We start from the raw sequence: 20,741 nt of genomic DNA, 5'->3' as shown, positions 1-20,741 counted from the left end.
GACCGAAAAGGACCGGGGCGCCGCGTTTTTCAGGCTCAGGGAACGATATTGACCATCTTGCCCGGAACCACGATCACCTTGCGCGGTGCCTGACCCTCGAGCAGGGCGACGACCTTCTCGTCGGCCAGCGCGGCGGCCTCGATGGCGGCCGGGTCGGCGTCGGCGGGGACCTGGATGCGGCTGCGCACCTTGCCCTTCACCTGGATCGGGTACTCCACCGAATCGGCGACCAGCAGCGCCGGGTCGGCGATCGGGAAGGGGCCGTGAGCCAGGGAAGCGGTGTGCCCCAGGCGTTCCCACAGTTCCTCGGCGATGTGCGGGGCCAGCGGGGCCAGCATCAGCACCAGCGGTTCCACGGCGGCGCGGGGGGCGCCGTCGGGGTAGTTCTTGGTGAGATGGTTGGTCAGCTCGATCAGCTTGGCGCCCGCGGTGTTGTCGCGCAGCGCGGCCAGGTCCTCGTCCACCCCGGCGATGGTGCGGTGCACCAGGCGCAGGGTCTCCTCCGAAGGCGCGGCGTCGGTGGCCTTCACCGATCCGGTCTCCTCGTCGACCACCAGGCGCCACACGCGCTGCAGGAATCGCTGCGCGCCGACGACATCCTTGGTCGACCAGGGGCGCGAAGTGTCCAGCGGACCCATCGACATCTCGTAGAAGCGGAAGGTGTCGGCGCCGTACAGGTCGCAGATCTCGTCCGGCGCGATCGCGTTCTTCAGCGACTTGCCGATCTTGCCGTACTCCTGGTTCACCTCGATCTCGACACCGTCGGTGCCGGTCCAGTAGAACTTGTCGCCGCGCGCGACCACCTCGACGGCGGGCACGTACGCGCCGCGCTCGTCGGTGTAGGCGTACCCCTGCACGTAACCCTGGTTGTACAGGCGCCGGTAGGGCTCGCTGCCGGAGACATCACCCAGGTCGAACAGCACCTTCTGCCAGAACCGCGCGTACAGCAGGTGCAGCACCGCGTGCTCCACACCGCCGACGTACAGGTCGACGCCGCCCGGATCGTTCGGGCCGTGCTCGGCCGTGCGCGGGCCCAGCCAGTACTTCTCGTTCTCCTCGGCGCAGAACGTCTCGGTATTGGTCGGGTCGGCGTAGCGCAGCTGGTACCAGGACGAACCGGCCCAGTTGGGCATGACATTGGTGTCGCGGCGGTAGGTGCGCGGGCCGTCGCCCAGGTCCAGTTCCACGTGCACCCAGTCGGTGGCCTTGGCCAGCGGCGGGGACGGCTCGGAGTTCGCGTCGTCGGGGTCGAAGGTGACCGGCGCGAAGTCCTCCATCTCCGGAAGTTCCACGGGCAGCATGGATTCCGGCAGCGCGTGCGCGACATTGTGCTCGTCGTAGACGATCGGGAACGGCTCGCCCCAGTAGCGCTGCCGGGCGAACAGCCAGTCGCGCAGCTTGTACTGCACCGTGCCGGTGCCGTGGCCCTCGGCCTCCAGGTGACCGATCATGGTCGCCTTGGCCTCGTCCACCGAAAGCCCGTTCAGGAAGCCGGAATTCACCAGATCGCCGTCACCGGACCAGGCGCCCTCGGTGAGGTCGCCGCCGGAGATCACCTCGACGATCGGCAGCCCCAGCGCGGTCGCGAACTCCCAGTCGCGGTGGTCGTGGCCGGGCACCGCCATGATCGCGCCGGTGCCGTAGCCGCTCAGCACGTAGTCGGCGATGAAGATCGGCACCTGCTTGCCGTCGGCCGGGTTGGTCGCGTAGGAACCCAGGAAGACGCCGGTCTTCTCCTTGTTCTCCTGACGTTCCAGATCCGATTTGGCCGCGATCGACTCACGGTAGGCGGCAACGGCTTCCGCGGGGGTGGCCGCGCCGCCGTTGGTCCAGCGAGCCTCGGTGCCGTCCGGCCAGGCGGCGGCGGTCAGCTTGTCGACCAGCTCGTGCTCGGGCGCCAGCACCACATACGTGGCGCCGAACAGGGTGTCGGGGCGGGTGGTGAACACCTCGATGGTCTCGGCGCCGGGGGCGTCGAAGCGCACCTGCGCGCCGCGCGAACGGCCGATCCAGTTGCGCTGCATGGACTTCACATTGTCCGGCCAGTCCAGCGTGTCCAGGTCGTCGACCAGGCGGTCGGAGTAGGAGGTGATGCGCATCATCCACTGCCACATGCGCTTACGGAACACCGGGAAGTTGCCGCGCTCGCTGCGGCCGTCGGCGGTGACCTCTTCGTTGGACAGCACCGTGCCCAGGCCGGGGCACCAGTTGACGATCGAATCCGACTGGTACACCAGGCGATACGAGTCGATCAACGCGGCGCGCTCGGTCGCGCTCAGCGTGTTCCAGTCGCCGTCGGGCACCGGGCGCGAGCCGTTGGCGAACTGCTCTTCCAGTTCGGCGATCGGGCGGGCCTTGTCGGCCTCCTGGTCGTACCAGGCGTTGTAGATGCGCAGGAAGATCCACTGCGTCCACCGGTAGTACTCGGGATCGGTGGTGGCGAAGGAGCGCCGCGGGTCGTGGCCGAGGCCCAGCCGGTCCAGCTGACGCTGCATGGTGGCGATATTGGACTGCGTCGTCACCCGCGGGTGCGCGCCGGTCTGCACCGCGTACTGCTCGGCGGGCAGGCCGAAGGCGTCGTAGCCCAGCGCGTGCAGCACATTGCGCCCGCGCATGCGGTGGTAGCGGCCGAACACATCGGTGGCGATATAGCCCAGCGGATGCCCCACGTGCAGGCCCGCGCCCGAGGGGAACGGGAACATGTCCTGGATGAACAGCTTGTCCCGCGGTGTGTCGCCGGCGAGCGGCCCGACCGGATTGGGCGCGTGGAAGGTGCCGCGCTCGGTCCAGTTCTGCTGCCAGCGCCGCTCGATCCGCCCCGCCAGCTCGGCGTTGTACCGGTGCTGAGGTACGTCACTCTCGGTAGTACGAGTGTCCTGCACGGTCCTGCCTTCTTGTTCTCGCCGATCCCCGGTAAACATCGTCTAACAGGGTAGAACGTCTTCGCCATCGGATTTCCCACGCCCCGCGGGGTGTGTGGGCGGTCACCTCGGTGGGGAGCGCTCGGTCCGGGGTGGCGCGAGTGCGCTAGCCTGCAGGAATGGTCGTCGTCGCTCTCCTGTTGTTCGCGCTGGCCGCGGTCGCCATCGTGACCGGTGTGCTCGGACTGCTCGGCAAGCTGCCCCGCAATCCCGTCCTCGGTGTCACCACCGAGGCCGCCCTGCACAGCGACGACAACTTCCGGATCGCCAATCGCATCGCCGCCCCCACCTCGGTCGGCGCGGGCGCGCTGCTGTTCGCCGGTGGGCTGGTCGCCCTGGTCGCCGGTGGGCTGCCCGCGGTCGGCGTCGCGGTCGTCGTGGCCGTCATCGCGATCTTCACCCTCGGCGCGGGCGCCAATGCCGCGGCCCGCGCCGTCGAGCCCCTGCTGCCCCCGGCCCCGGTCGGCGGCTGCGGCTCCTCCTGCGGCGGCTGCTCGCTGCGCGACACCTGCGCCCCCGCCAACTGACCGCTTTCCCCAGGTCACCCCTGATCGGTGGCTGACGACGCCGGACTTCGGTACAACGGAATCAGGCATCTGAACGGGGGAAGTTCATGAAGGTTGTCGCCGCGGCGTTCATCGTCGCCTTGCTCGGGGTCGTCGTCGCCATCGTGTCGCCGCTGGCCGGAGGACTGGTGTTGCTCGGGGCCGCGGTGCTGTTCGTGGTCGGGTGCGTGCGGGTGGGCACCCGGGACTCGCGACCGTTGCGGACGCGCCGTCAGCGGTGGCGGGCGGGCTCGGGTGGCGCGGCGGCGTCCGGTGCGGCCACCGGGGGTGGATTCCTGTGGTTCGGCGGGGACTCCGGTGACGGTGGCGGCAGCGGTAGCAGCTGTGGTGGGGGTGGCGGCTGCGGCGGTGGCGGCTGCGGTGGCGGCGGCTGAGCTCGGACGGGCGGGCAGTGCGGTGCTGCCCGCCGCCGACGGCTCTCAGCGGGTGCCGAGGTACTCGATGTAGCCGGTGCCGGTGATCGGCTCGCCGCGGAACCTGCCGGTGTAGGCGTAGCTGCCGACGTAGCCGCCCGCCATCCCGTAGACGTAGTCGTCGTTGGTGGTGCCGTGGATCTCGATCAGCTCGTCGCCGTTGTCGTCGTTCACGCCCCAGCTGAACTGCGACGCCAGCTGCATGGACAGGCCGTTGGGGGTGCGGCGCGGGGTGGGTTCGAGGCGCTGGACCGCGAAGTGGAAGCCGTCCTCGTAGGTGCCGCCGTGGTCGGTGAGCGAACGCAGATAGACCGCCCGCTGCACGGGCACCCCGAGCGGGCCGAGTACCTCGACCATGAGCACCTGGGTGCTGTCGTCGATATTGATGATCTGGTAGGTGAAGAACCGCAGCGGCAGCGGAATGTGCACGCCGCGCGCGTATTCGAGGGTGTTGAGCCCGGCGAGCTCGATGGTCTCGCCCTGATGGGTGACGGTGCCCTCGTACCGGCACAGCAGCGACCAGTGGTCGTAGAGCCCGCCGCGCAGCGCCACGAAGTGCGACACCTTGTCCGTCGCGCGCACCCGCAGATCCAGGTCGAACGCCGGATTACGGTAGGTGACGGTGAAGTCCGGGTAGCGGCCCTCCAGCCGGAAGTCCTCCCCGAAGCGGACCAGGCTCGTATCCGGTGCCAGCTCCATGTCCCGCGCCACCTGATACCCCCGGAACTGCCCGGGGAAGCGCACCCCTGCCCCGATCAGCAGATTGGCGGTATCGGCATCGGTCGTCTCGATCAGATGGTCGTTGCGCCACAGCGGAATTCGCGGCTGACCGAGCACCGCGATCACGTCGACGAAGTTCAGCGGCGCGGGCAACCCGGGCAGCATCAGCCCGTAGTGCACGGTGCTGTACCGGCCGCGCGGCGGATGGAACGGGGTCTGCGGGTCGAACGGCGTACCCCGCATCGCATAGGAGCCGGACGCCCCGCGCTGCGCGGCCCGGATCACAACATCTCTGACACTCATCGAAGTCCTTTCGCAAACACCTTTGTATGCGTAACTCAAAGTATCAGAAACAATTGACGTTTTGGTAAATTCACGGACCGAATCGTGAACTCGCAGGTCAGTGCGTTGTCAGCGCGTTGTGGATGGCCGCGGAGACGGTGGGGTCGCCGATGGCCACGCGGGCGCTGCCGTCGGGATAGGGCTTGGCCTTGATGCCCGCGCGGCGCAGGGTGGTGGCGGGGCCGGGCCCGGGGAGGAAGAGGAAGTTGGCGTGGCTTTCGGGGGTGATGATGCCGTCGGCGTGGAGGGCGGAGCGGAGGCGGTCGCGTTCCTGGTTGATCCGGGTGACGCGGTCGCGGAGTTCGCGCTCGGCGGCGTAGCTGGCGCGCACGGCGGCCACGGCGGCGGTGGGGACGCCGAAGGGAAGTTGCTGGTGACGGACGCGGTCGATGAGCGGCGCGCGGCCCAGGCAGTAGCCGATCCGCAGGCCGGCCAGACCGTACGCCTTCGAGAAGGTGCGCAGGATGAGCAGATTGGGATGTTTGCGCAGCAGGTCGTGGATGTCGAGATGATCGGCGGGGGAGAGGAATTCGACGTACGCCTCGTCGAGCAGGACGGGGATCTTGCGGCCGACCGCGGACAGGAACGAGCGGACCGCGCCCGCGTCGAGCAGCGTGCCGGTCGGATTGTGCGGGCGGCACACCACGACCAGCGCCGTGCGGCGGTTCACCACGCGGCGCAGGGCGGGCAGGTCCTGATTGCCCGCCGCGTCGAGCGGGACGGGGACCAGCGTCATCCCGGTCATCTCCGCCATCACCGGATAGCCGTCGAAAGTCGGTGTGCTGGTGACGAGTTCACCGTCACCGAGGGCGCGCATCACCTGCAGCGCCACGCCGGTGGCACCCGAGCCGACCACCACCTCCTCCGGCCGCACACCGAGATGCTCGGCGATCAGCCGCGGCAGCTGCTCGGGCAGGAACTCCGGATACCGGTTGGCGTGGGTGAGTGTCTCGTGCACCGCCGCGATGACCGAAGGCAGTGGTGGGAAAGGGTTCTCGCTGAGGCTGAGATCGAACCGGGTGCTCCCGGTGGCGAAACGCCGGGAGGGGATGGTGGGTTCGGCGAGCAGGGTCATCGCGCCGCACCCCAGCGCACCGCCGCCGCACCGGCGAAATCGCCCGCGTGCGCGAACGCCGACAGCAGCACCACCGACCCGTTGCGCAACCGGCCCGCCCGGTTCTCGATATCCAAGGTCACCGGAATGCCCGCGGCGAACAGGTTTCCGCACTGGTCGAAGGTGTCGGGGTGCCGTTCGGCGGGCAGTTCCAGCGCGTCGGTCCAGTTGCGCAGGAACAGCCGGTTCGGCTGATTGGTGACGAAGGTGTCGATATCGCGGCCCTTGACCCCGATGTGCTCGCACACCGCCAGCGCCACCTCGGGCACCAGCCGGTTGCCGCGCGCGAACACCTTGGTGATCTTGGATTCGGTGAAACTCACGCACCCCTGCCCCTCGCCGGGCTCCCAGTACTTGCGCGGGCCGTTGGTGGAGAAGTCCATGTCACCGGCGAATTCGGGATAGGTGCGGCATTCGATGTCGAGGATGGGTGCCGAATCGTCCTTGCGCAGCAGGCCGATTCCGCAGCCGTCGCCGGGTACCGGGGCCTGGGCCAGCTTGCGGATCTCGGGCTGGGTGAACACCGGGCCCGCGCAGTTCTGGGTGGCGACGATCAGGGCCGTCTTCGCCTCGCTGGTGGCCATCATCATCCGGGCCAGCGCCATCATGTGCACGAAGGCCGCGCAGCCGCCGTTGTGTACGTCGAGCACGTGGGTGGGATGCGCGCCGAGGCGCCGGGCCAGCTCGGGGCCCGCGCCCAGCACCGGATTGTCGGGGAGCTGGGTGTGGGTGATGATGATGTCGAGCTCGGCGGCCAGGCCGTCACCGTGGCGTTCGCGCAGTGCGGCGAAGGCGTGTTCGGCCAGGTCGACGGCGGTGTCGTCGCGGGAGACGTGGTGGCGTCCGGTCGGCGACCGGAACATCACGTTCTTGGCCATCCGCTCCGAGCGCGAGTATCGGGTGAAGTAATCGGTGGAGACCGGGTCGCCGGGCAGATGGCTCGCGACGTCGACCAGGCTCACTGCGGGCATGTTCACTGCATCCACTCCGGCTTGATCGGCAGCCCGTGGGCGGCACGGTATTCACAGATGGCCTTGAGGTTGTCCAGTTCGAGCTGGTGACCGGCCGAGAACATCTCCCAGAAGTCACCGACCCACACCGGCCGTCCGGGCGGCGCGGTCTCGGGATAGCCGTTCTCGTCGTAGAAGGGGTGGTGACAGTTCACCCACAGCACCACCGAGCCTGGCTTGTCGAACACCACCTGCGCGTCGACCACCCGCATCAGGTAGATCATCCACAGGTGCGCGGACTGGTCCCAGGCGCAGTGGTAGTCCACGGTCATGGCCTCGGGATGGGCGACGGTGCGGGTGTAGCACTTGGTGCTGTCGCCGAGCCGGTCGTAGGACAGCCACAGCCCCGGCTCGTCGGTCTCGGTGAAGCCGCGCAGGCTGTAGGTCCATTCCTCGAGCGAGCGGGTGTCGGCCAGGTACTCGAAGACCTCGCGCGGTGGCGCCGCGATATAGGTCTGCACCGGGCAGTACTCGCCGAAGATCTGGTCGTGCGGGTACACCGACCGCAGCATGTCCATGATGATCGGCGTGGTCGCCTCGCGATCGGAGTTCTCGATCCGCAGCACACCGGGCACCACCTGGTCGGGGATGTCGCTGAGTGCGGGCAGGGCGCTGGTCGTCACGGTGTTCTCCTCGCGGATTCGATGGTCGACAAGAAGGGCTGGAACGGCGGGATTTCGTCGGCGTCGCAAAGGATTTCGAGGAAGGCCGGACCGGTGGTGGCGAAGCCCTGGCGCAGGGCCTCGGTGAGGTCGGCGGGTTGCTCGACGGTGTGGACCTCGAGCCCGGGGAACATGGCGGCGACGCCAGCGCCGATCCGCGCCGGTCGGAAACGGTTGAAGCTGTATCGGTCTCGATAGAAGAGCTGTTCGCGGGTGACGCACATGGCGTGCGCGTTGTTGTTGAAGACCACGAAGGTGATGGGCAGGTCGTATTCGACGGCGGTGTGGATCTCCATGCCGTGCATGAAGAACGCGCCGTCACCGGCGATGACGACGGTGCGATGCGGTCCGTCGCGGCGCGCGAAGGCCGAGCCGATGCCCGCGCCGAAGGCATAGCCCATCCCGCCCATGCCGAGCGCGACCACGAAGCGTCCGCCGTCGGGCACGCGCAGGTGGTGGACCACCGAGGCACCGGTATTGCCCGCGTCGGCGAAGATGTCGGCGCCGGCGGGCAGTGCGGCCTGGAGGGATTCGACGACCGCGCGATAGCGCAGGCCGGGGCCGTCGGACTCGGGGACGGGCAGCGGGGTGGGTTCGCGGGCGGCTGCCGGTGCGGCGGGTCGATCGAGGTGGGGGAGCAGTTCGCGGAGGGTGGTGGCGAGGTCTGTGCTGGTCAGGTGGGTGGACGGCAGATAGGGCGGGAGGGCGCCGATGCTCAGCAGGGGCCGATCGGTCAGGGCGGATTCGAGTCCGGCGCGGGTGGTCACCGGGAGGCGGGTGCCGATGAGCAGGCACGCGCTCGCCGAGGTCAGCGCGTCGAGCAGTTCGGGATGACCCATGCTCCCGGCGACACCGCAGTAGGCGGGGCTGTCGTTCGGGTAGACGTCTTTGGCGTCCGGGGCCAGGCCGATCGAGGCGCCCAGCGCGGTGACGAGCGCGGCCAGTTCGGGGCGGGCGTTGTCGCGGGCGACTTGGTCACCGGCGATGACGACCACCGAGCCCGCCCGCAATCCGGCGACGAAGGCTCCGCCGACGCGGGAGGTCACGATCGCCCTCTGCGCGCGAGCCGCCGGTCCGGCTGTCGCGTGTCCGCCGGTGTCCTCGACCCGGAGTTCGCGCCGGTGGTCGGCTGGGTTTCGCGGCGAGGCACCGTCGTGGGAGGTGGTCGCCATCATGTCGTGCTGCTGAATGTCTTTGGGTAGCAGCAGCACCGAAGGTCCACCCGCCTCGGCGGCAGCGATCGCCTCCGCGAGCTGGGTGGGCAGGGCCGCCGGGTCGGTGACCCGAGCGCAGTAGCGGCTCACCGTCGCGAACAGCGCTCGCGCGTCGATGGATTCGGCCAGTCCGCTCGAATCCTGGAACGCTCCGAGCCCTTCCAGTGCGGTCGGGGCCTGTCCGATCAGCGCGAGCACCGGCACCCGTGACGCGTAGGACTCGGCCAGTCCGGCCACCAGATTCATCGCCCCGCCGCCGGAGGTCGCCGCGACGACGCCGAGTCCGCCGGTGCTGCGGGCGTAGCCGTCGGCCATGGTCGCCGCCGAGAATTCGTGCTTGGCGACGACGCCGGTCATCAGCCCGTCCGCGTCGAAGATCGCGTCGTAGAGGTCTTCGATATTGGCGCCGTCGACACCGAAGAGATGGGTGATGCCCCGCTCGGCCAGCGCCCGTACCAGGTAGTCCACCACTCGGTCCGGCATCGGCACTCCTCCACGCGGCGCGTTCCCGGCGGCCTGCGGGCCGCCTCCAACCGGTACTACGGAGCGCGCGGGACGGGGGTTCATCGGATCGGCGGGAAACTTCCCCTTGTGTGTACGTATACATCTACGTATAGTGAGTTCATGCCCAACAAGACGATCTACGTAGCCGACGACGATCTGCCCCTGTTCCGGCGGGCGCAGGAACTCGTCGGGGGCAATCTGTCCAGCACGGTCGTCACCGCACTGCGCAGGCTGATCCACCTCGAGGAAGGCCGCGAGGCCGGCTTCGAGGAGATCGTGTTGCAGGTGGGGCGCGACGGGGCCCGTCAGGTGCGCTTCCAGGGCTCGCTGCTGGGGGAATGGCAGGAGATGGGCGACGAGCAGGTGCGCAACCTGACCGTCTACCGCAGTCGCAAGGGCAAGCTCGTGCTGCACACCCACACCGCGGCCTGGAGCGACTACCCGACCGGTCCGGCCGCCGGTGACATGAAGGAGTGGAAGTACTGGCGCCGCTTCTTCGGTATCGGCGACCGCGCCTTCGACTGGGGTGACTACGAGTACGAGATCTTCGACGAGGTCACCGCGTTGAAGGGCTGCATCCCCGACAAGCTGTACCGCAAGGTGGCCGACATCGTCGAACACCCGCAGATCGAGGAACTCGACATCTAGCTCCTCGCCGACAACCGCACACCCACCTCACCACCACGCCCCCCGGGGGGGACGTGTCGATAACTCATGCACATATTCGCAGCAATGAATGCAATTCTCTGGAAAGGGACGACCATGGTCAACTCGGCCATCACCGCACGCGGCCTGCGCAAGGCCTACGGCGAGCACACGGTCCTCGACGGTATCGACCTCACCGTCACGGAAGGCACCGTCTTCGCGCTGCTCGGCTCCAACGGCGCGGGCAAGACCACCACCGTGCAGATCCTCACCACGCTGATCCGCGCCGACGGCGGTGAGTGCGCGGTCGGCGGGCACGATGTGACGGCCGACCGGGCGGGGGTGCGCGGGCTCATCGGCGTCACCGGCCAGTTCGCCGCGGTCGACGAGTTGCTGACCGGCCGCGAGAACCTGCACATGATGGGCGATCTGAACCATCTGCCCCGCCGCGCCACCCGCGACCTCGCCACCGAACTGCTGGCCCGCTTCGACCTGGCCGAGGCCGCCGACAAGCCCGCGGGCACCTACTCCGGCGGCATGACCCGCAGGCTCGACCTGGCCATGACGCTGGTCGGCGACCCCCGGGTGATCTTCCTCGACGAGCCCACCACCGGCCTCGACCCGCGCAGCCGCCGGGCCATCTGGGAGATCATCCGCGGCCTGGTCGACGATCTGGGCGTCACCGTCTTCCTCACCACCCAGTACCTCGAGGAGGCCGATCAGCTCGCCGACCGCATCGCGGTGCTCGACCACGGCCGCATCGTCGCCGAAGGCACTGCGGCGGAACTGAAACGGCTCGTCCCCGGCGGCCACATCCGGATCGACTTCGCCGATCACGTCGCCCTGGACGCGGCCCGCCACGCCTTCGGCCGGGCCGCACGCGTGCTCGACGGCGGCGACGGGCTCACCCTCGCCGTGCCCAGCGACGGCGGCGTGCGCTCGCTGCGCGCGGTGCTCGACCGGCTCGATGCCGAGAACCTCGAAGCGGGTGGGGTTTCCGTGCACACCCCGAATCTCGACGATGTCTTCCTCACCCTCACCGGCGCCACCACCGAACAGGAGTCCCTGGCATGAGCGTCCAGACCGCTACCCCGGACAGCGCCTTCGCCGATACCTTGACAATGTTGCGGCGCAACATGATCCACGCGAAGCGTTATCCCAGCATGGTGTTCGGCATCCTGGTCATGCCGACCGTGCTGCTGCTGGTGTTCAACTACGTCTTCGGTGGGGCGCTGGAGAAGTCCTCCGGCGGTGAGTACATCGACTATCTCGCCCCGGGCATGCTGCTGTTGCTGCCCGCGTACATGACCGTGTCGGTGGCCGTGTCCATCGCCACCGACAAGAGCAAGGGCATCGTCAATCGCTTTCGGGTGATGGCGATCTCGCAGTCGGCCATGCTCACCGGGCATGTGCTCGGCGCGCTCGTGCAGGCGCTGGGTGGCATGGCGATGATGACCGGTGTCGCGCTGCTGATCGGGTTCCGGCCCGATGCCGGTCTCGTCGAATGGATCGCGGCCCTCGGCCTGCTCACCCTGGTGACCTTCGCGTTCAGCTGGCTGGCCATCGCCCTCGGCCTGCTCTCGCCCACGCCGGAAAGTGCCAGCAACACACCGTTTCCCATCGTGATGATGCCGTTCCTCGGCAGCGGGCTGGTGTCCACCGACACCATGCCGGTCGGGCTGCGCCAGTTCGCCGAGTACCAGCCGTTCACGCCCATCACCGAGACGCTGCGCGGGCTGCTGATGGGCACCGAGATCGGCGCCAACGGCTGGGTCTCGCTGGGCTGGTGCGCCGTGATCGCCGGGGGCGGCTACTTCTGGTCGAAGTCGATCTTCCGTAAGCAGACCGCCTGATCCTCCGCACCACGAATCCGGCCGCCCACCCCGGGCGGCCGGATTTCGCGTGGTCAGAGCTCGGCGATCAGGACCGTGCGGCCGGAATCGGTCGAGGTGATCTCGACGGATTCGATCGATTCAGGGGCCGCGTCGATGGTGCGTTCGACGGTGAGCTCGGTGCCGGGGCCCGCGGGCCACTGGTCCAGGGCGATGCGCTGGTCACCGGTCGTGACGACCAGGCCGTAGCTCCAGGTGTAGCCGGAACCGTAGGCGCTGGGGGCGTAGCGGCAGGTCATCACCAGGCGGGTGCGCTCGCCGTCGCGCAGGAGTTTCACCTCCGCGCTGATCGGGGTCTGCTCGACGGCGCGCAGCTGCTGGGCGGCCACGATCTGGGCGGTGGACGGGTCCGAGCGGGCCACCGTCATGGTCACCGGCACGGCGATGGCGACCGCGGCCGCCGCGGCCGCCACCGCGCTGCCGATCCCCAGCCACCGGCGGCGCTGCCGCCTGCGCTCGGCGGCCGCGGCGAGTACGGGCAGCAGATCGGGCACTCGCGCGGGCGCGGGTTCGGGGTCGATCATGGCCAGCGCGGTCTCGCGGTCGACCAGGGCGAGCAGGCCCGGCAGCCCGGACAGCTCGGCCACCGCCTCCTGGCAGTGCCCGCAGTCGAGCAGATGGGTCTCGTACTCGCGGCGTTCGGCGGCCCCCAGCGAACCGAGGACATAGGCGGCGTCCCAGGTGCTGTACTCGTCGGCGAGGTCGGTCATCGGTTCGTCACCCCCATCTCCTGTAAGGCCAGGCGCATCGCGCGCATGCCGTAGTGCAGCCGCGACTTCACCGTGCCCGGCGGAATCCCCAGCTCGTCGGCGATCTGCTGCATGCCGAGACCGCGGTAGTAGGCCCGCACGATCACCTCGCGATGATCGGCGCTGAGCGTGCTCAGCGCGTCGGCGACCAGCCAGCCGTCCAGCGCGCGGTCGGACTGATCGGGACTCACCTGCTCGGGCGGGGTGTCGGTGCCGAACTCGCGGCGATGACGGGCGCTGCGGTGCTCGTCGACGGCGAGATTACGGGCCACGGTGAACAGCCACGCGCGCGGGGAGGTCTCGGTCTGTTCCAGGACGGCGGGGCGCTGCCAGGCCCGCAGCAGCGTCTCCTGCACGATGTCCTCGGCGCGGCCGGGATCGCGCACCAGGCCGAGGGTGAAACGCCACAGCGCGGGCGCGTGCTCGGCGTAGAGCGCGCGCATCAGTTCGTCGCGACCGTCGTCCATCGGCGGTCCTGATCACTGCTCGGTGTTCATGGGTCACTCCCTCTGTCGATGGAGTAACGGGATCAGTTGCGTTCGAGTTCAATCGGGTGGGTGGCCAGCAGGGCCAGCGGCAGCGGCTGACGGCGCAGCACCGCGGCCCACAGATCGTGCTGGTCGGTGGCGAGCGGGTCGCCGGGCAGGGCCGAGACCACCACCCAGTCGTCGTTGTCGAGTTCGCCGCCGAGCTGGCCCATCGACCAGCCCGCGTATCCGGCGAAGATGCGCACGCCTTCCACCAGCGGGCCGATCTCGGCCGGATCGGCGTCCAGGTCGACCAGTACCACCCGCCCGTCGACGCGGCGCAGCCCGCGCACATCGGTGATGTCGGCGCCCGCGTGCAGGGTGGCCAGGCACAGCGCGGCATCGCGCTTGACCGGCCCACCGATGTAGAGGTCGGACGGGGCGGCGGCCAGCTCGGCCCAGTCGGGCAGCACATCGATCACCGGGGTCTCGCTCGGCCGGTTCAGCACCACCCCGAGGCTGCCCGCGTCGTTGTGCTCGATCACGTACACGACGGTGCGCCGGAATGTCGGCTCGACCAGGTCGATCGCCGACACGAGCAGATTGCCTGCCCGGACCCCGCGCGCGGGCTGTCCGGGCCGCCGGTCGTCCCCGCGCCCGTCGCGCGTACGCCGTTCGTCCGGGTCGTCTCCGCGTGCCACCGAGTCATCATCGCATTGGACCGGTGGGTCGCGCTTCCCACGGAAGGCCTCGGATCGGGAAAATTTCTCGTCCGGGGTGCCCGTCACCGCGGACGGTAGGGTCGGCTCATGCATGCGCCCGAGGTTCTGCTCGAAGACGACGCCGCCGTGTACGACTACTACCTGCGACATCAGCAGAATCGGTGGAAGGCGCTCGCCTCCTATGCGGTGCTGGCCCGGCGCTACCGTCCGCGCGTGTTCTTCGCCGAAGGTGCCAAGGCGGGCCTGCGGGCGCTGGTGCGCAGCGGACGGCCGGTGATCTACGCGATCAACCACCTGTCCACCAGCGATCCCTACACCGTCGCCGCCACCGCCTGGCGCTCGCCGCTGCGCGGCAAGATCGGGCGGGTGCGGGTGCTGGCCAAGGACGAACTGTTCCTCGATCCCGAACAGCGCCGCAAGGTGGACATGATGGGCGGTATCCCGGTGTTCCGCGGCAAGGACCACGGCATCCGGGCGGTCAACGCGGCGGGCCAGCGGATGATGGACGTCTGCGCGCAGCGCCTGGCCGGCGGTGATCACCTGGCGATCTTCCCGGAGGGCACCTGCAACGACGTCGACCCGGCGGCGGTGCAGTCGATCGGCAGCGGTATCGGCCACATCGCCTTCCGCGCGGCCAAGCTCGACGCGGCACCGGCGCTGGTCGCGCTCGGGATGAGCTACGGGCCGCGCCCCGACCCGAAGGTCGAGCCCAGCGGCCAGGAGGTGGTGTCGGCGGCGGTCTACTTCCGGGCGCCGGTCGCCGAGCTGCCCCAGCGGCCGGGTGACATCGCCCGGTTCGTCAAGGAGGAGTTGCAGCAGGCCGTCGACGGCGCGGTCGCGCGCTATTGAGGCAGACCGAACAGTTCGCGCGAGCGTTGCGGTACCAGCGAGATGTAGCCGGGATGGGTCTGGACGAAATGCAATACCACCGAACACAGCGGCAGCACGCTGAAACCCTCGGCCCTGCTGGCGTCCAGCGCGGCCTGGACCAGCACGTTCGCCAGCCCGCGGCCCTCGAACCGGGGCGCGATCTCGGTGTGCACGAGCGCGCGCTCGGCGCCGGTGTCCTGGTACTCGATATAGCCGGCGGGCTGCCCGTCGGCGGTGAGTTCGAACCGCTCGAGCGCGGCGTTGTTGCGGACCTCGGTCGCCATGGGTCGAAACTACCCCGCCGGCCGGTCCCGGAATGCGTATGGCGGGTTTCGGTCCGAGCCCGGACAATGGCCAGATGACCATCGGACCGCGCGTGGTGCTCGCCCCGGACAAGTTCAAGGGTTCCCTCACCGCCGCCGAGGTCGCCGACGCGCTGGCGACCGGAATCAGCAGGCGCAGGCCACTCGCCGACGTGCGCCGGGTGCCGGTGGCCGACGGCGGTGACGGCATGGTCGACGCGTTCGTCGCCGGGGGCTGGCAGGCCGTGCCGGTGGCCGCGCCGGGACCCACCGGCGAACCGTCCAGGGCGGTCTACGCCCGTCACGGTGACATCGCGGTCGTCGAGCTGGCCGCCGCGGTCGGTCTGGTGAAACTGCCAGGGGGCAGGCTCGATCCGCTCGGTGCCGACACCTTCGGGCTCGGCGTGGTGGTCGCGCACGCGCTCGACCACGGCGCCCGCGACATCGTGCTCGGCCTGGGCGGCAGCGCGTCGACCGACGGCGGCGCGGGCTTCCTGCGCGCGCTGGGCCTGCGCCTGCTCGACGGCGGCGGCAACGAATTGGGTGTGCGCGCAGCGGGTTCCAATGTGTCGGCCCTGCTGGCCGAGGTGCGCAGGGTGGACCGGGCCGGGCTGCATCCGGCCATCGCGCAGGCGAGCTTCACGCTGGCCTGTGATGTCGACAATCCGCTGCTCGGCCCGGCCGGTGCCGTCGCGGTGTACGCGCCGCAGAAGGGCGCGAGCCCGAAACAGATGCTGGAACTGGAAGCGGCCTTGACGAATTGGGCCGCGGTCCTGGGCACCGGCTATGCCGAGATCTCCGGCGCGGGCGCCGCGGGCGGTACCGGATTCGGGGCGCTGGCGGTGCTCGGCGCGCAGGTGCGCAGCGGGATCGACGTGGTGCTCGAGCTGCTCGAGTTCCACGCGCTGGTGGACGGCGCGGCGCTGGTGGTCACCGGGGAGGGGTCGCTGGATCACCAGAGCATGCACGGCAAGGCGCCGGTCGGGGTTGGCGCGGCGGCCAAGGCCGCCGGGGTGCCGGTGGTGGCGGCGGTCGGGCGAACCCTGTTGTCGCCCGGGGAGATTCGTGCCGCGGGTTTCCGGCGCTGCTATCCGCTCAGCGATCTGGAGTCCGATCCGGCGCGTTCGATGGCCGAGGCGGTGCCGCTGCTCGAGCGCATCGGCGAGCGCATCGCCATGGAGTACCTCTAGGTCATGAGGCGACCCGGCCGACCAGTTCGGCCCGGTGCTCGTTGCCCCAGGTCTCGAGTGCGGCCAGGGCGTCGCGCAGCGTCTCGCCGAGCGCGGTGAGCGAGTACTCGACCCGGGGCGGGATCTCGGCGTAGATCTCGCGGTGCACCACGCCCGCGGCCTCGAGCTGGCGCAGGTTCTCGGTGAGTACCTTCTCGCTCACCCCGTCGAGCAGCCTGCGGATCTGCCCGAACCGCTGCGGGCCCTCGCCGAGCACCCACATGAGGTGCATCTTCCATTTGCCGCCGACCACATCGATGGCCAGGCTCATGCCACAGATGTCGTGATCTGGATCACTGTTCATGTCCCGCGCACCTCTCCCGACCGTATTTCGGACCTCCAGGTAAGCAACCACACTTCCACGTGCGGTCTTCCCGGCCTCGCCCCGGCCGAGCACCATGGGTTCCGGCGCCGAAAGAATCCAGCTTCGAGAAATGAAGGGGCAGAGAATGTCCGAGCAGAAATCCGTGTCCGTCCTCGGTCTGGGGCCCATGGGGCAGGCCATGGTGCGCGCATTCCTCGCGGCAGGTGTCGAGGTGACGGTGTGGAACCGCAGCACCGCCAAGGTCGACGCCATGGTCGAACTGGGCGCGAAGCGGGCCGCCACGGTCGCCGAGGCGCTGGCCGCCAACGAGGTGTCGGTACTGAGCCTGACCCACTACGCCGCCATGTACGACGTGCTCGGCCAGGCGCCGGAAGCGTTGGCGGGCAAGGTGATCGCCAACCTGTCCTCGGATTCACCGGAGCAGGCCCGCAAGGGCGCGGCGTGGGTGCGCGAGCGCGGCGCGCAGTTCCTCTCCGGCGGGGTCATGTCGGCCGGCGACAATATCGCCCACCCCGCGTCCTACATCTTCTACAGCGGCCCGCGGGAGGTGTTCGACGCGCACGCCGAGCTGCTGCGCCCGCTCAGCCCACAGGAATACCTCGGCGCCGACGACGGCCTGGCCCAGATCTACTACCAGGCGCTGCTGACCGTCTTCCACCCCTGGCTGCTGGCCTTCGACCAGGCACTGGCCGTGATCGCCCGCTCCGGCCACGACATCGACCAGTTCATCCCCTTCGCGGTGCGCTCCAGCGACGCCTACCCCTACTTCATGCAGGAGTTCGCCACCGCCAACCAGAACGGCGGCTGGGCCGACCTGGCGAGCCTGAAGATGATGGACGCCGGCGCCCAGCACATCATCGACGCCAGCGAGGAGGTCGGCGTCGACGCCACCTTCTCCCACCTGGCCCAGAGCTACTGGCGCAAGGCCGTCGCCGCCAGCGAGGCCACGGGCAAGCCGGTATCCACCTTTGAATTGATCAGGGGCACAGCGTGATCCACGCGCGACACCGTCCGGCACCGAGGGGTGCCGGACGGTGGGGTCACGCGGTGCCGGTGCCGAGGCGGGGGAACGGTTCGGTGGCGAACACCACCTCCACCGCCACCTCGAAGTAGGCCGCGATCCGCAGCGCCAGGTGCAGGCTGGGGCTGTATTCGCCGCGCTCGAGGTAGCCGACGGTCTGGTAGTGCACGCCCAGCGCCTCGGCGAGGTCGCGTCGCGAGATGCCGCGCTCGGCACGCAACATCGCGATGCGGTTGTAGATGACCTCAGAAGGCACGCTGCATCGCCTTTTCCCTTCGTTGTGCCATAACGGCGCCGGACTCGTGTTCGGCCATGCGCCGCAGCACGATCGGCGCCACCAGCAAGCCGATCACGGCCCAGACACCGAGTACCGCGGCGGTTTCCAGGTGCCGCCAGGACTGGTCGATCTCCACGGCGACGGCCTCGCCGGGCAGCAGGGCCGAGCGCATGCCCAGGCCGAGCCAGTACATCGGGAACACCTGACCCACCACCTGCAACCAGCCCGGCAGCGCCGTGATCGGGTAGAAGATGCCGGAGATGGCGACCAGGCCCATCAGCGGCATGGTCAGCAGGAAGGCGGTGCGGGTGTCGAGCAGGCTGCCCAGGATCGCGCCGACGGGCAGCACGGCCAGCATGCCCAGCGCCAGCACCCACACGAAGGTCGCCAACGCGCCCGCCCCGCTCAGCGAGGACCCTCCGATGATCAGCATGCCCACACCGAGCACGATAACGACCTGGGCGACCAGGGTCCCCGAGCTGGACACCATCTTGCCGACGACATAGGCGCTCATGCCCTTGGGCACCGCCTTGGCGCGCAGCAGCGTGCCGTCCTCCCGGTCGAGCACCAGCACGTTGATCACGGCGTACATGCCGTTGAAGGCGATGATCGCGCCCAGCAGGCCGGGCAGCGCGAGCTCGGCGATCGACAGCTCGCCGCCGTCGTAGTCGCGGTTGCGCAGCAGGTACAGCACGCCGAGCGTGATCGCGGGGGTGAGGAACTGGCCGATCAGGTCGGGCGCGTTGGTGAACGCCTGCCGCAGTTCGATCAGGCCCCGCTGGATACCTGGCTTGCTCATCGGGTGACCTCCGCGAGAGTGTGGACGGGCGCGCTGTCCTCGCCGGATTCCGCGCGCCGGACCAGGGTCATGTAGGTGTCCTCCAGCGAGGCGCGGCGCACCTCGAGATCGGCGATGGCCTCACCGTGCTGCTTGAACAGCTCGTGCACGAACTTGGTGGACTCGGTGGTGGTGTGCACGAAACGCTGGTCGTCGATCGTCCAGCTCACCTGCGCCTCCCCGGCGATGGAGCGTGACAGTTCGTCGGGGGAGCCGTCGGCGATGATGCGGCCACCGGCCAGGATGAGAATCCGGTCGGCGAGCTTCTCGGCCTCGTCCAGGTCGTGGGTGGTGAGCAGGACGGTGGTGTCCTCCAGGTCGGCCAGCCGGTGCACCAGGTCGTGGAAGTCGCGGCGGGCGGCCGGGTCGAAACCGGCGGTCGGCTCGTCCATGAACAGCAGATCGGGCTTGCCGACGACACCGATCGCCACATCCAGCTTGCGGCGCTGGCCGCCGGACAGGGTGGCGATCTTGGCCCCCGCCTGCTCGGTGAGCCCGACCAGGGCCAGCAGCTGGTCGATCTCCCAGGGCCGCTCGTAGTAGGAACCGAGATGCGAGAGCAGCTCGCGCACCCGCCATTTGGCGTGGTCACGCCAGGATTGCAGCACCACGCCGATGCGGGCGCGCCATTGCTCGTCACCGTGTTCGGGATCGGCCCCCAGCACGTCGACCCGGCCGGCCGACCTCCTGCGGAACCCCTCGAGGATCTCGATCGTGGTGGTCTTGCCCGCGCCGTTGGGCCCGAGCATGACGAGCACTTCGCCGCGGTGCGCCTGGAATGTCACCTCGTGCAGCACGTCGGTGTCGCCGTAGCGCATCTGCAATCGCCGGACGTCGAGAACGACGCCGTTCTTCGAAGTCATGATTCCTCCCAGTCATCGACCTTCGATGATATGTAGCATAAGTACTACATTCCATCGCGGCAATACTTCGGCGAAATCCGGCATATCGGAAAACGAGAGCACTGCTCTTGACAATGGCCCCCTGGGGCGCGCATGCTTGTGCTCAACAGAGAGCAGTGCTCACAGTTCAGGAGTGATCAGCATGGACAACGCCACCCGCTACCTCGGCCCCACCGGAATCGACCCGATCATGACCAAGGTCGTCAACTGGCTGCCCCGCCTGGGCATCAGCGTCGCGGGCGGCAGGCTGCTCGCCGTGCGCGGCCGCAAGAGCGGGCAGTGGCGCACCACCATGGTCAACCTGATGACCGCCGCCGACGGCGAGCGCTACCTGGTCGCCCCGCGCGGGCACACCCAGTGGGTGCGCAACCTGCGCGCCGCGGGCACCGGCGAACTGCGCCTCGGCCGCAGGATCGAACCCTTCACCGGCGTCGAGATCGCCGACGCCGACAAGGTTCCGCTGCTGCGCCTCTACCTGGAGAAGTGGGGCTGGGAGGTCGGCCGCTTCTTCGAAGGACTCGACAAGAACGCGACCGACGACGAATTGGCCGCTATCGCACCGGGATTCCCGGTCTTCCGCGTGGCCTAGGGCTGCGCGAGAAACTCGATCGCCGCCGCGTAGCCCTGGATACCCATCCCGGCGACGACCGCGGTGGCGATGGGGGAGATGAAGGAGTGGTGCCGGAACTCCTCGCGCGCATGCACATTGCTGATGTGCACCTCCACGATCGGCACCTCCGGGATCACCAGCGCGTCGCGCAACGCGACCGAGGTGTGGGTGAGCCCGCCGGGATTGATCACGATGGCCGCCACCGCGCCCCGCGCCGCGTGGATCCGGTCGATCAGCGCGCCTTCGTGATTGGACTGGAAGGCCACCACCTCGCGCCCGAACTTCGCGGCGGTGCGCTCACACAGCGCGACCACGTCGTCGAGGGTGTCGGACCCGTACACCTCCGGCTGCCGGGTACCGAGCATGTTCAGGTTCGGCCCGTTGAGCACGAGAATCGGGTCGGCCGGCTCGGTATCCATGCAGGCC

Annotated in this window: 24 protein-coding genes; 9 read left to right on the top strand and 15 right to left on the bottom strand. The window is 69.2% G+C overall.

The window, feature by feature from the left end; genetic code table 11:
* Positions 1-35 precede the first annotated feature (35 nt).
* Entirely contained in the window at positions 36-2,882 is a 2,847-nt protein-coding gene (gene leuS / locus ACWEMY_RS24770; RefSeq protein ID WP_452391939.1) for a leucine--tRNA ligase, read from the bottom strand.
* 158 nt (positions 2,883-3,040) lie between these two features.
* Here leuS and ACWEMY_RS24765 point away from each other — a divergent pair, with 158 nt between their 5' ends.
* On the top strand, positions 3,041-3,448 hold the full coding sequence (locus ACWEMY_RS24765) for an SdpI family protein (protein ID WP_452391938.1): 408 nt from the start codon (positions 3,041-3,043) through the stop codon (positions 3,446-3,448).
* Between the two features lie 86 nt (positions 3,449-3,534).
* Complete coding sequence (locus tag ACWEMY_RS24760; protein ID WP_452391937.1) at positions 3,535-3,861, top strand: hypothetical protein; 327 nt, start codon at positions 3,535-3,537, stop codon at positions 3,859-3,861.
* 45 nt (positions 3,862-3,906) lie between these two features.
* Here the strand turns inward: ACWEMY_RS24760 and ACWEMY_RS24755 are convergent, their stop codons facing one another.
* The 5 genes from ACWEMY_RS24755 to ACWEMY_RS24735 all read right to left on the bottom strand — a co-directional run bounded on the left by ACWEMY_RS24755 (position 3,907) and on the right by ACWEMY_RS24735 (position 9,445).
* On the bottom strand, positions 3,907-4,923 hold the full coding sequence (locus ACWEMY_RS24755) for a DUF6670 family protein (protein WP_452391936.1): 1,017 nt from the start codon (positions 4,921-4,923) through the stop codon (positions 3,907-3,909).
* 97 nt (positions 4,924-5,020) lie between these two features.
* Positions 5,021-6,037, bottom strand: coding sequence for a pyridoxal phosphate-dependent aminotransferase (locus ACWEMY_RS24750; RefSeq protein WP_452391935.1), 1,017 nt, complete (start codon positions 6,035-6,037; stop codon positions 5,021-5,023).
* Positions 6,034-7,047 carry a 3-oxoacyl-ACP synthase III family protein gene (locus tag ACWEMY_RS24745; RefSeq protein ID WP_452391934.1) on the bottom strand — a complete coding sequence of 338 codons (1,014 nt, stop codon included), beginning with the start codon at positions 7,045-7,047 and terminating at the stop codon, positions 6,034-6,036. The genes ACWEMY_RS24750 and ACWEMY_RS24745 overlap by 4 nt, the downstream gene beginning before the upstream one ends.
* Positions 7,048-7,049: 2 nt before the next feature.
* Entirely contained in the window at positions 7,050-7,709 is a 660-nt protein-coding gene (locus ACWEMY_RS24740) for an SRPBCC family protein (protein WP_452391933.1), read from the bottom strand.
* The gene (locus ACWEMY_RS24735) at positions 7,706-9,445 is read right to left on the bottom strand and encodes a thiamine pyrophosphate-binding protein (RefSeq protein WP_452391932.1); all 1,740 of its coding nucleotides are present in this window, start codon (positions 9,443-9,445) and stop codon (positions 7,706-7,708) included. Before ACWEMY_RS24735 ends, ACWEMY_RS24740 begins: the two co-directional genes overlap by 4 nt.
* A 141-nt stretch (positions 9,446-9,586) precedes the next feature.
* On the opposite strand from ACWEMY_RS24735, the gene ACWEMY_RS24730 reads away from it, so the two are divergent.
* The 3 genes from ACWEMY_RS24730 to ACWEMY_RS24720 all read left to right on the top strand — a co-directional run bounded on the left by ACWEMY_RS24730 (position 9,587) and on the right by ACWEMY_RS24720 (position 11,964).
* Positions 9,587-10,114 (top strand): EXLDI protein, encoded by a 528-nt coding sequence (locus ACWEMY_RS24730; protein ID WP_452391931.1) that lies wholly within the window; start codon positions 9,587-9,589, stop codon positions 10,112-10,114.
* 84 nt (positions 10,115-10,198) lie between these two features.
* Entirely contained in the window at positions 10,199-11,185 is a 987-nt protein-coding gene (locus ACWEMY_RS24725) for an ATP-binding cassette domain-containing protein (protein WP_452391930.1), read from the top strand.
* The gene (locus ACWEMY_RS24720) at positions 11,182-11,964 is read left to right on the top strand and encodes an ABC transporter permease (protein ID WP_452391929.1); all 783 of its coding nucleotides are present in this window, start codon (positions 11,182-11,184) and stop codon (positions 11,962-11,964) included. Before ACWEMY_RS24725 ends, ACWEMY_RS24720 begins: the two co-directional genes overlap by 4 nt.
* 53 nt (positions 11,965-12,017) lie before the next feature.
* Here ACWEMY_RS24720 and ACWEMY_RS24715 read toward each other — a convergent pair whose 3' ends face one another.
* The 3 genes from ACWEMY_RS24715 to ACWEMY_RS24705 all read right to left on the bottom strand — a co-directional run bounded on the left by ACWEMY_RS24715 (position 12,018) and on the right by ACWEMY_RS24705 (position 13,920).
* A complete protein-coding gene (locus tag ACWEMY_RS24715; protein WP_452391928.1) occupies positions 12,018-12,713 on the bottom strand; it encodes an anti-sigma factor family protein in 696 nt (231 codons plus the stop codon).
* The gene (locus ACWEMY_RS24710) at positions 12,710-13,219 is read right to left on the bottom strand and encodes a sigma-70 family RNA polymerase sigma factor (RefSeq protein WP_375931587.1); all 510 of its coding nucleotides are present in this window, start codon (positions 13,217-13,219) and stop codon (positions 12,710-12,712) included. The genes ACWEMY_RS24715 and ACWEMY_RS24710 overlap by 4 nt, the downstream gene beginning before the upstream one ends.
* A gap of 62 nt (positions 13,220-13,281) precedes the next feature.
* Positions 13,282-13,920 (bottom strand): YqgE/AlgH family protein, encoded by a 639-nt coding sequence (locus tag ACWEMY_RS24705; protein ID WP_375931584.1) that lies wholly within the window; start codon positions 13,918-13,920, stop codon positions 13,282-13,284.
* A gap of 108 nt (positions 13,921-14,028) precedes the next feature.
* Between ACWEMY_RS24705 and ACWEMY_RS24700 the strand changes: the two genes are divergently transcribed.
* On the top strand, positions 14,029-14,790 hold the full coding sequence (locus tag ACWEMY_RS24700) for a lysophospholipid acyltransferase family protein (RefSeq protein WP_452391927.1): 762 nt from the start codon (positions 14,029-14,031) through the stop codon (positions 14,788-14,790).
* Here ACWEMY_RS24700 and ACWEMY_RS24695 read toward each other — a convergent pair.
* Positions 14,784-15,095, bottom strand: coding sequence for a GNAT family N-acetyltransferase (locus tag ACWEMY_RS24695; protein ID WP_375931578.1), 312 nt, complete (start codon positions 15,093-15,095; stop codon positions 14,784-14,786). The genes ACWEMY_RS24700 and ACWEMY_RS24695 overlap by 7 nt on opposite strands.
* Positions 15,096-15,169: 74 nt before the next feature.
* Here ACWEMY_RS24695 and ACWEMY_RS24690 point away from each other — a divergent pair, with 74 nt between their 5' ends.
* Entirely contained in the window at positions 15,170-16,303 is a 1,134-nt protein-coding gene (locus tag ACWEMY_RS24690) for a glycerate kinase (protein WP_452391926.1), read from the top strand.
* A gap of 1 nt (position 16,304) precedes the next feature.
* On the opposite strand, the gene ACWEMY_RS24685 is transcribed toward ACWEMY_RS24690, so the two are convergent.
* Positions 16,305-16,646, bottom strand: a complete 342-nt coding sequence (locus ACWEMY_RS24685; RefSeq protein WP_375931572.1) for a winged helix-turn-helix transcriptional regulator — start codon at positions 16,644-16,646, stop codon at positions 16,305-16,307.
* 145 nt (positions 16,647-16,791) lie between these two features.
* Between ACWEMY_RS24685 and ACWEMY_RS24680 the strand changes: the two genes are divergently transcribed.
* The gene (locus ACWEMY_RS24680; protein WP_452391925.1) at positions 16,792-17,661 is read left to right on the top strand and encodes an NAD(P)-dependent oxidoreductase; all 870 of its coding nucleotides are present in this window, start codon (positions 16,792-16,794) and stop codon (positions 17,659-17,661) included.
* 46 nt (positions 17,662-17,707) lie between these two features.
* On the opposite strand, the gene ACWEMY_RS24675 is transcribed toward ACWEMY_RS24680, so the two are convergent.
* Genes ACWEMY_RS24675 through ACWEMY_RS24665 form a run of 3 tightly spaced genes read right to left on the bottom strand, consistent with a single transcriptional unit; the run spans position 17,708 to position 19,666 of the window.
* Positions 17,708-17,944 (bottom strand): helix-turn-helix transcriptional regulator, encoded by a 237-nt coding sequence (locus tag ACWEMY_RS24675; protein ID WP_278261087.1) that lies wholly within the window; start codon positions 17,942-17,944, stop codon positions 17,708-17,710.
* On the bottom strand, positions 17,934-18,764 hold the full coding sequence (locus ACWEMY_RS24670; protein WP_452391924.1) for an ABC transporter permease: 831 nt from the start codon (positions 18,762-18,764) through the stop codon (positions 17,934-17,936). The genes ACWEMY_RS24675 and ACWEMY_RS24670 overlap by 11 nt, the downstream gene beginning before the upstream one ends.
* A complete protein-coding gene (locus tag ACWEMY_RS24665; RefSeq protein ID WP_452391923.1) occupies positions 18,761-19,666 on the bottom strand; it encodes an ABC transporter ATP-binding protein in 906 nt (301 codons plus the stop codon). The genes ACWEMY_RS24670 and ACWEMY_RS24665 overlap by 4 nt, the downstream gene beginning before the upstream one ends.
* 181 nt (positions 19,667-19,847) lie before the next feature.
* Here ACWEMY_RS24665 and ACWEMY_RS24660 point away from each other — a divergent pair, with 181 nt between their 5' ends.
* On the top strand, positions 19,848-20,294 hold the full coding sequence (locus ACWEMY_RS24660; protein ID WP_375935544.1) for a nitroreductase/quinone reductase family protein: 447 nt from the start codon (positions 19,848-19,850) through the stop codon (positions 20,292-20,294).
* Here the strand turns inward: ACWEMY_RS24660 and aroQ are convergent.
* Positions 20,291-20,734, bottom strand: coding sequence for a type II 3-dehydroquinate dehydratase (gene aroQ, locus ACWEMY_RS24655; RefSeq protein WP_452391922.1), 444 nt, complete (start codon positions 20,732-20,734; stop codon positions 20,291-20,293). The genes ACWEMY_RS24660 and aroQ overlap by 4 nt on opposite strands.
* Between the last annotated feature and the right edge of the window lie 7 nt (positions 20,735-20,741).

This window comes from Nocardia sp. NPDC004415 (genome assembly GCF_053602435.1).
This window is presented reverse-complemented; position numbering and strand designations above follow the sequence as displayed.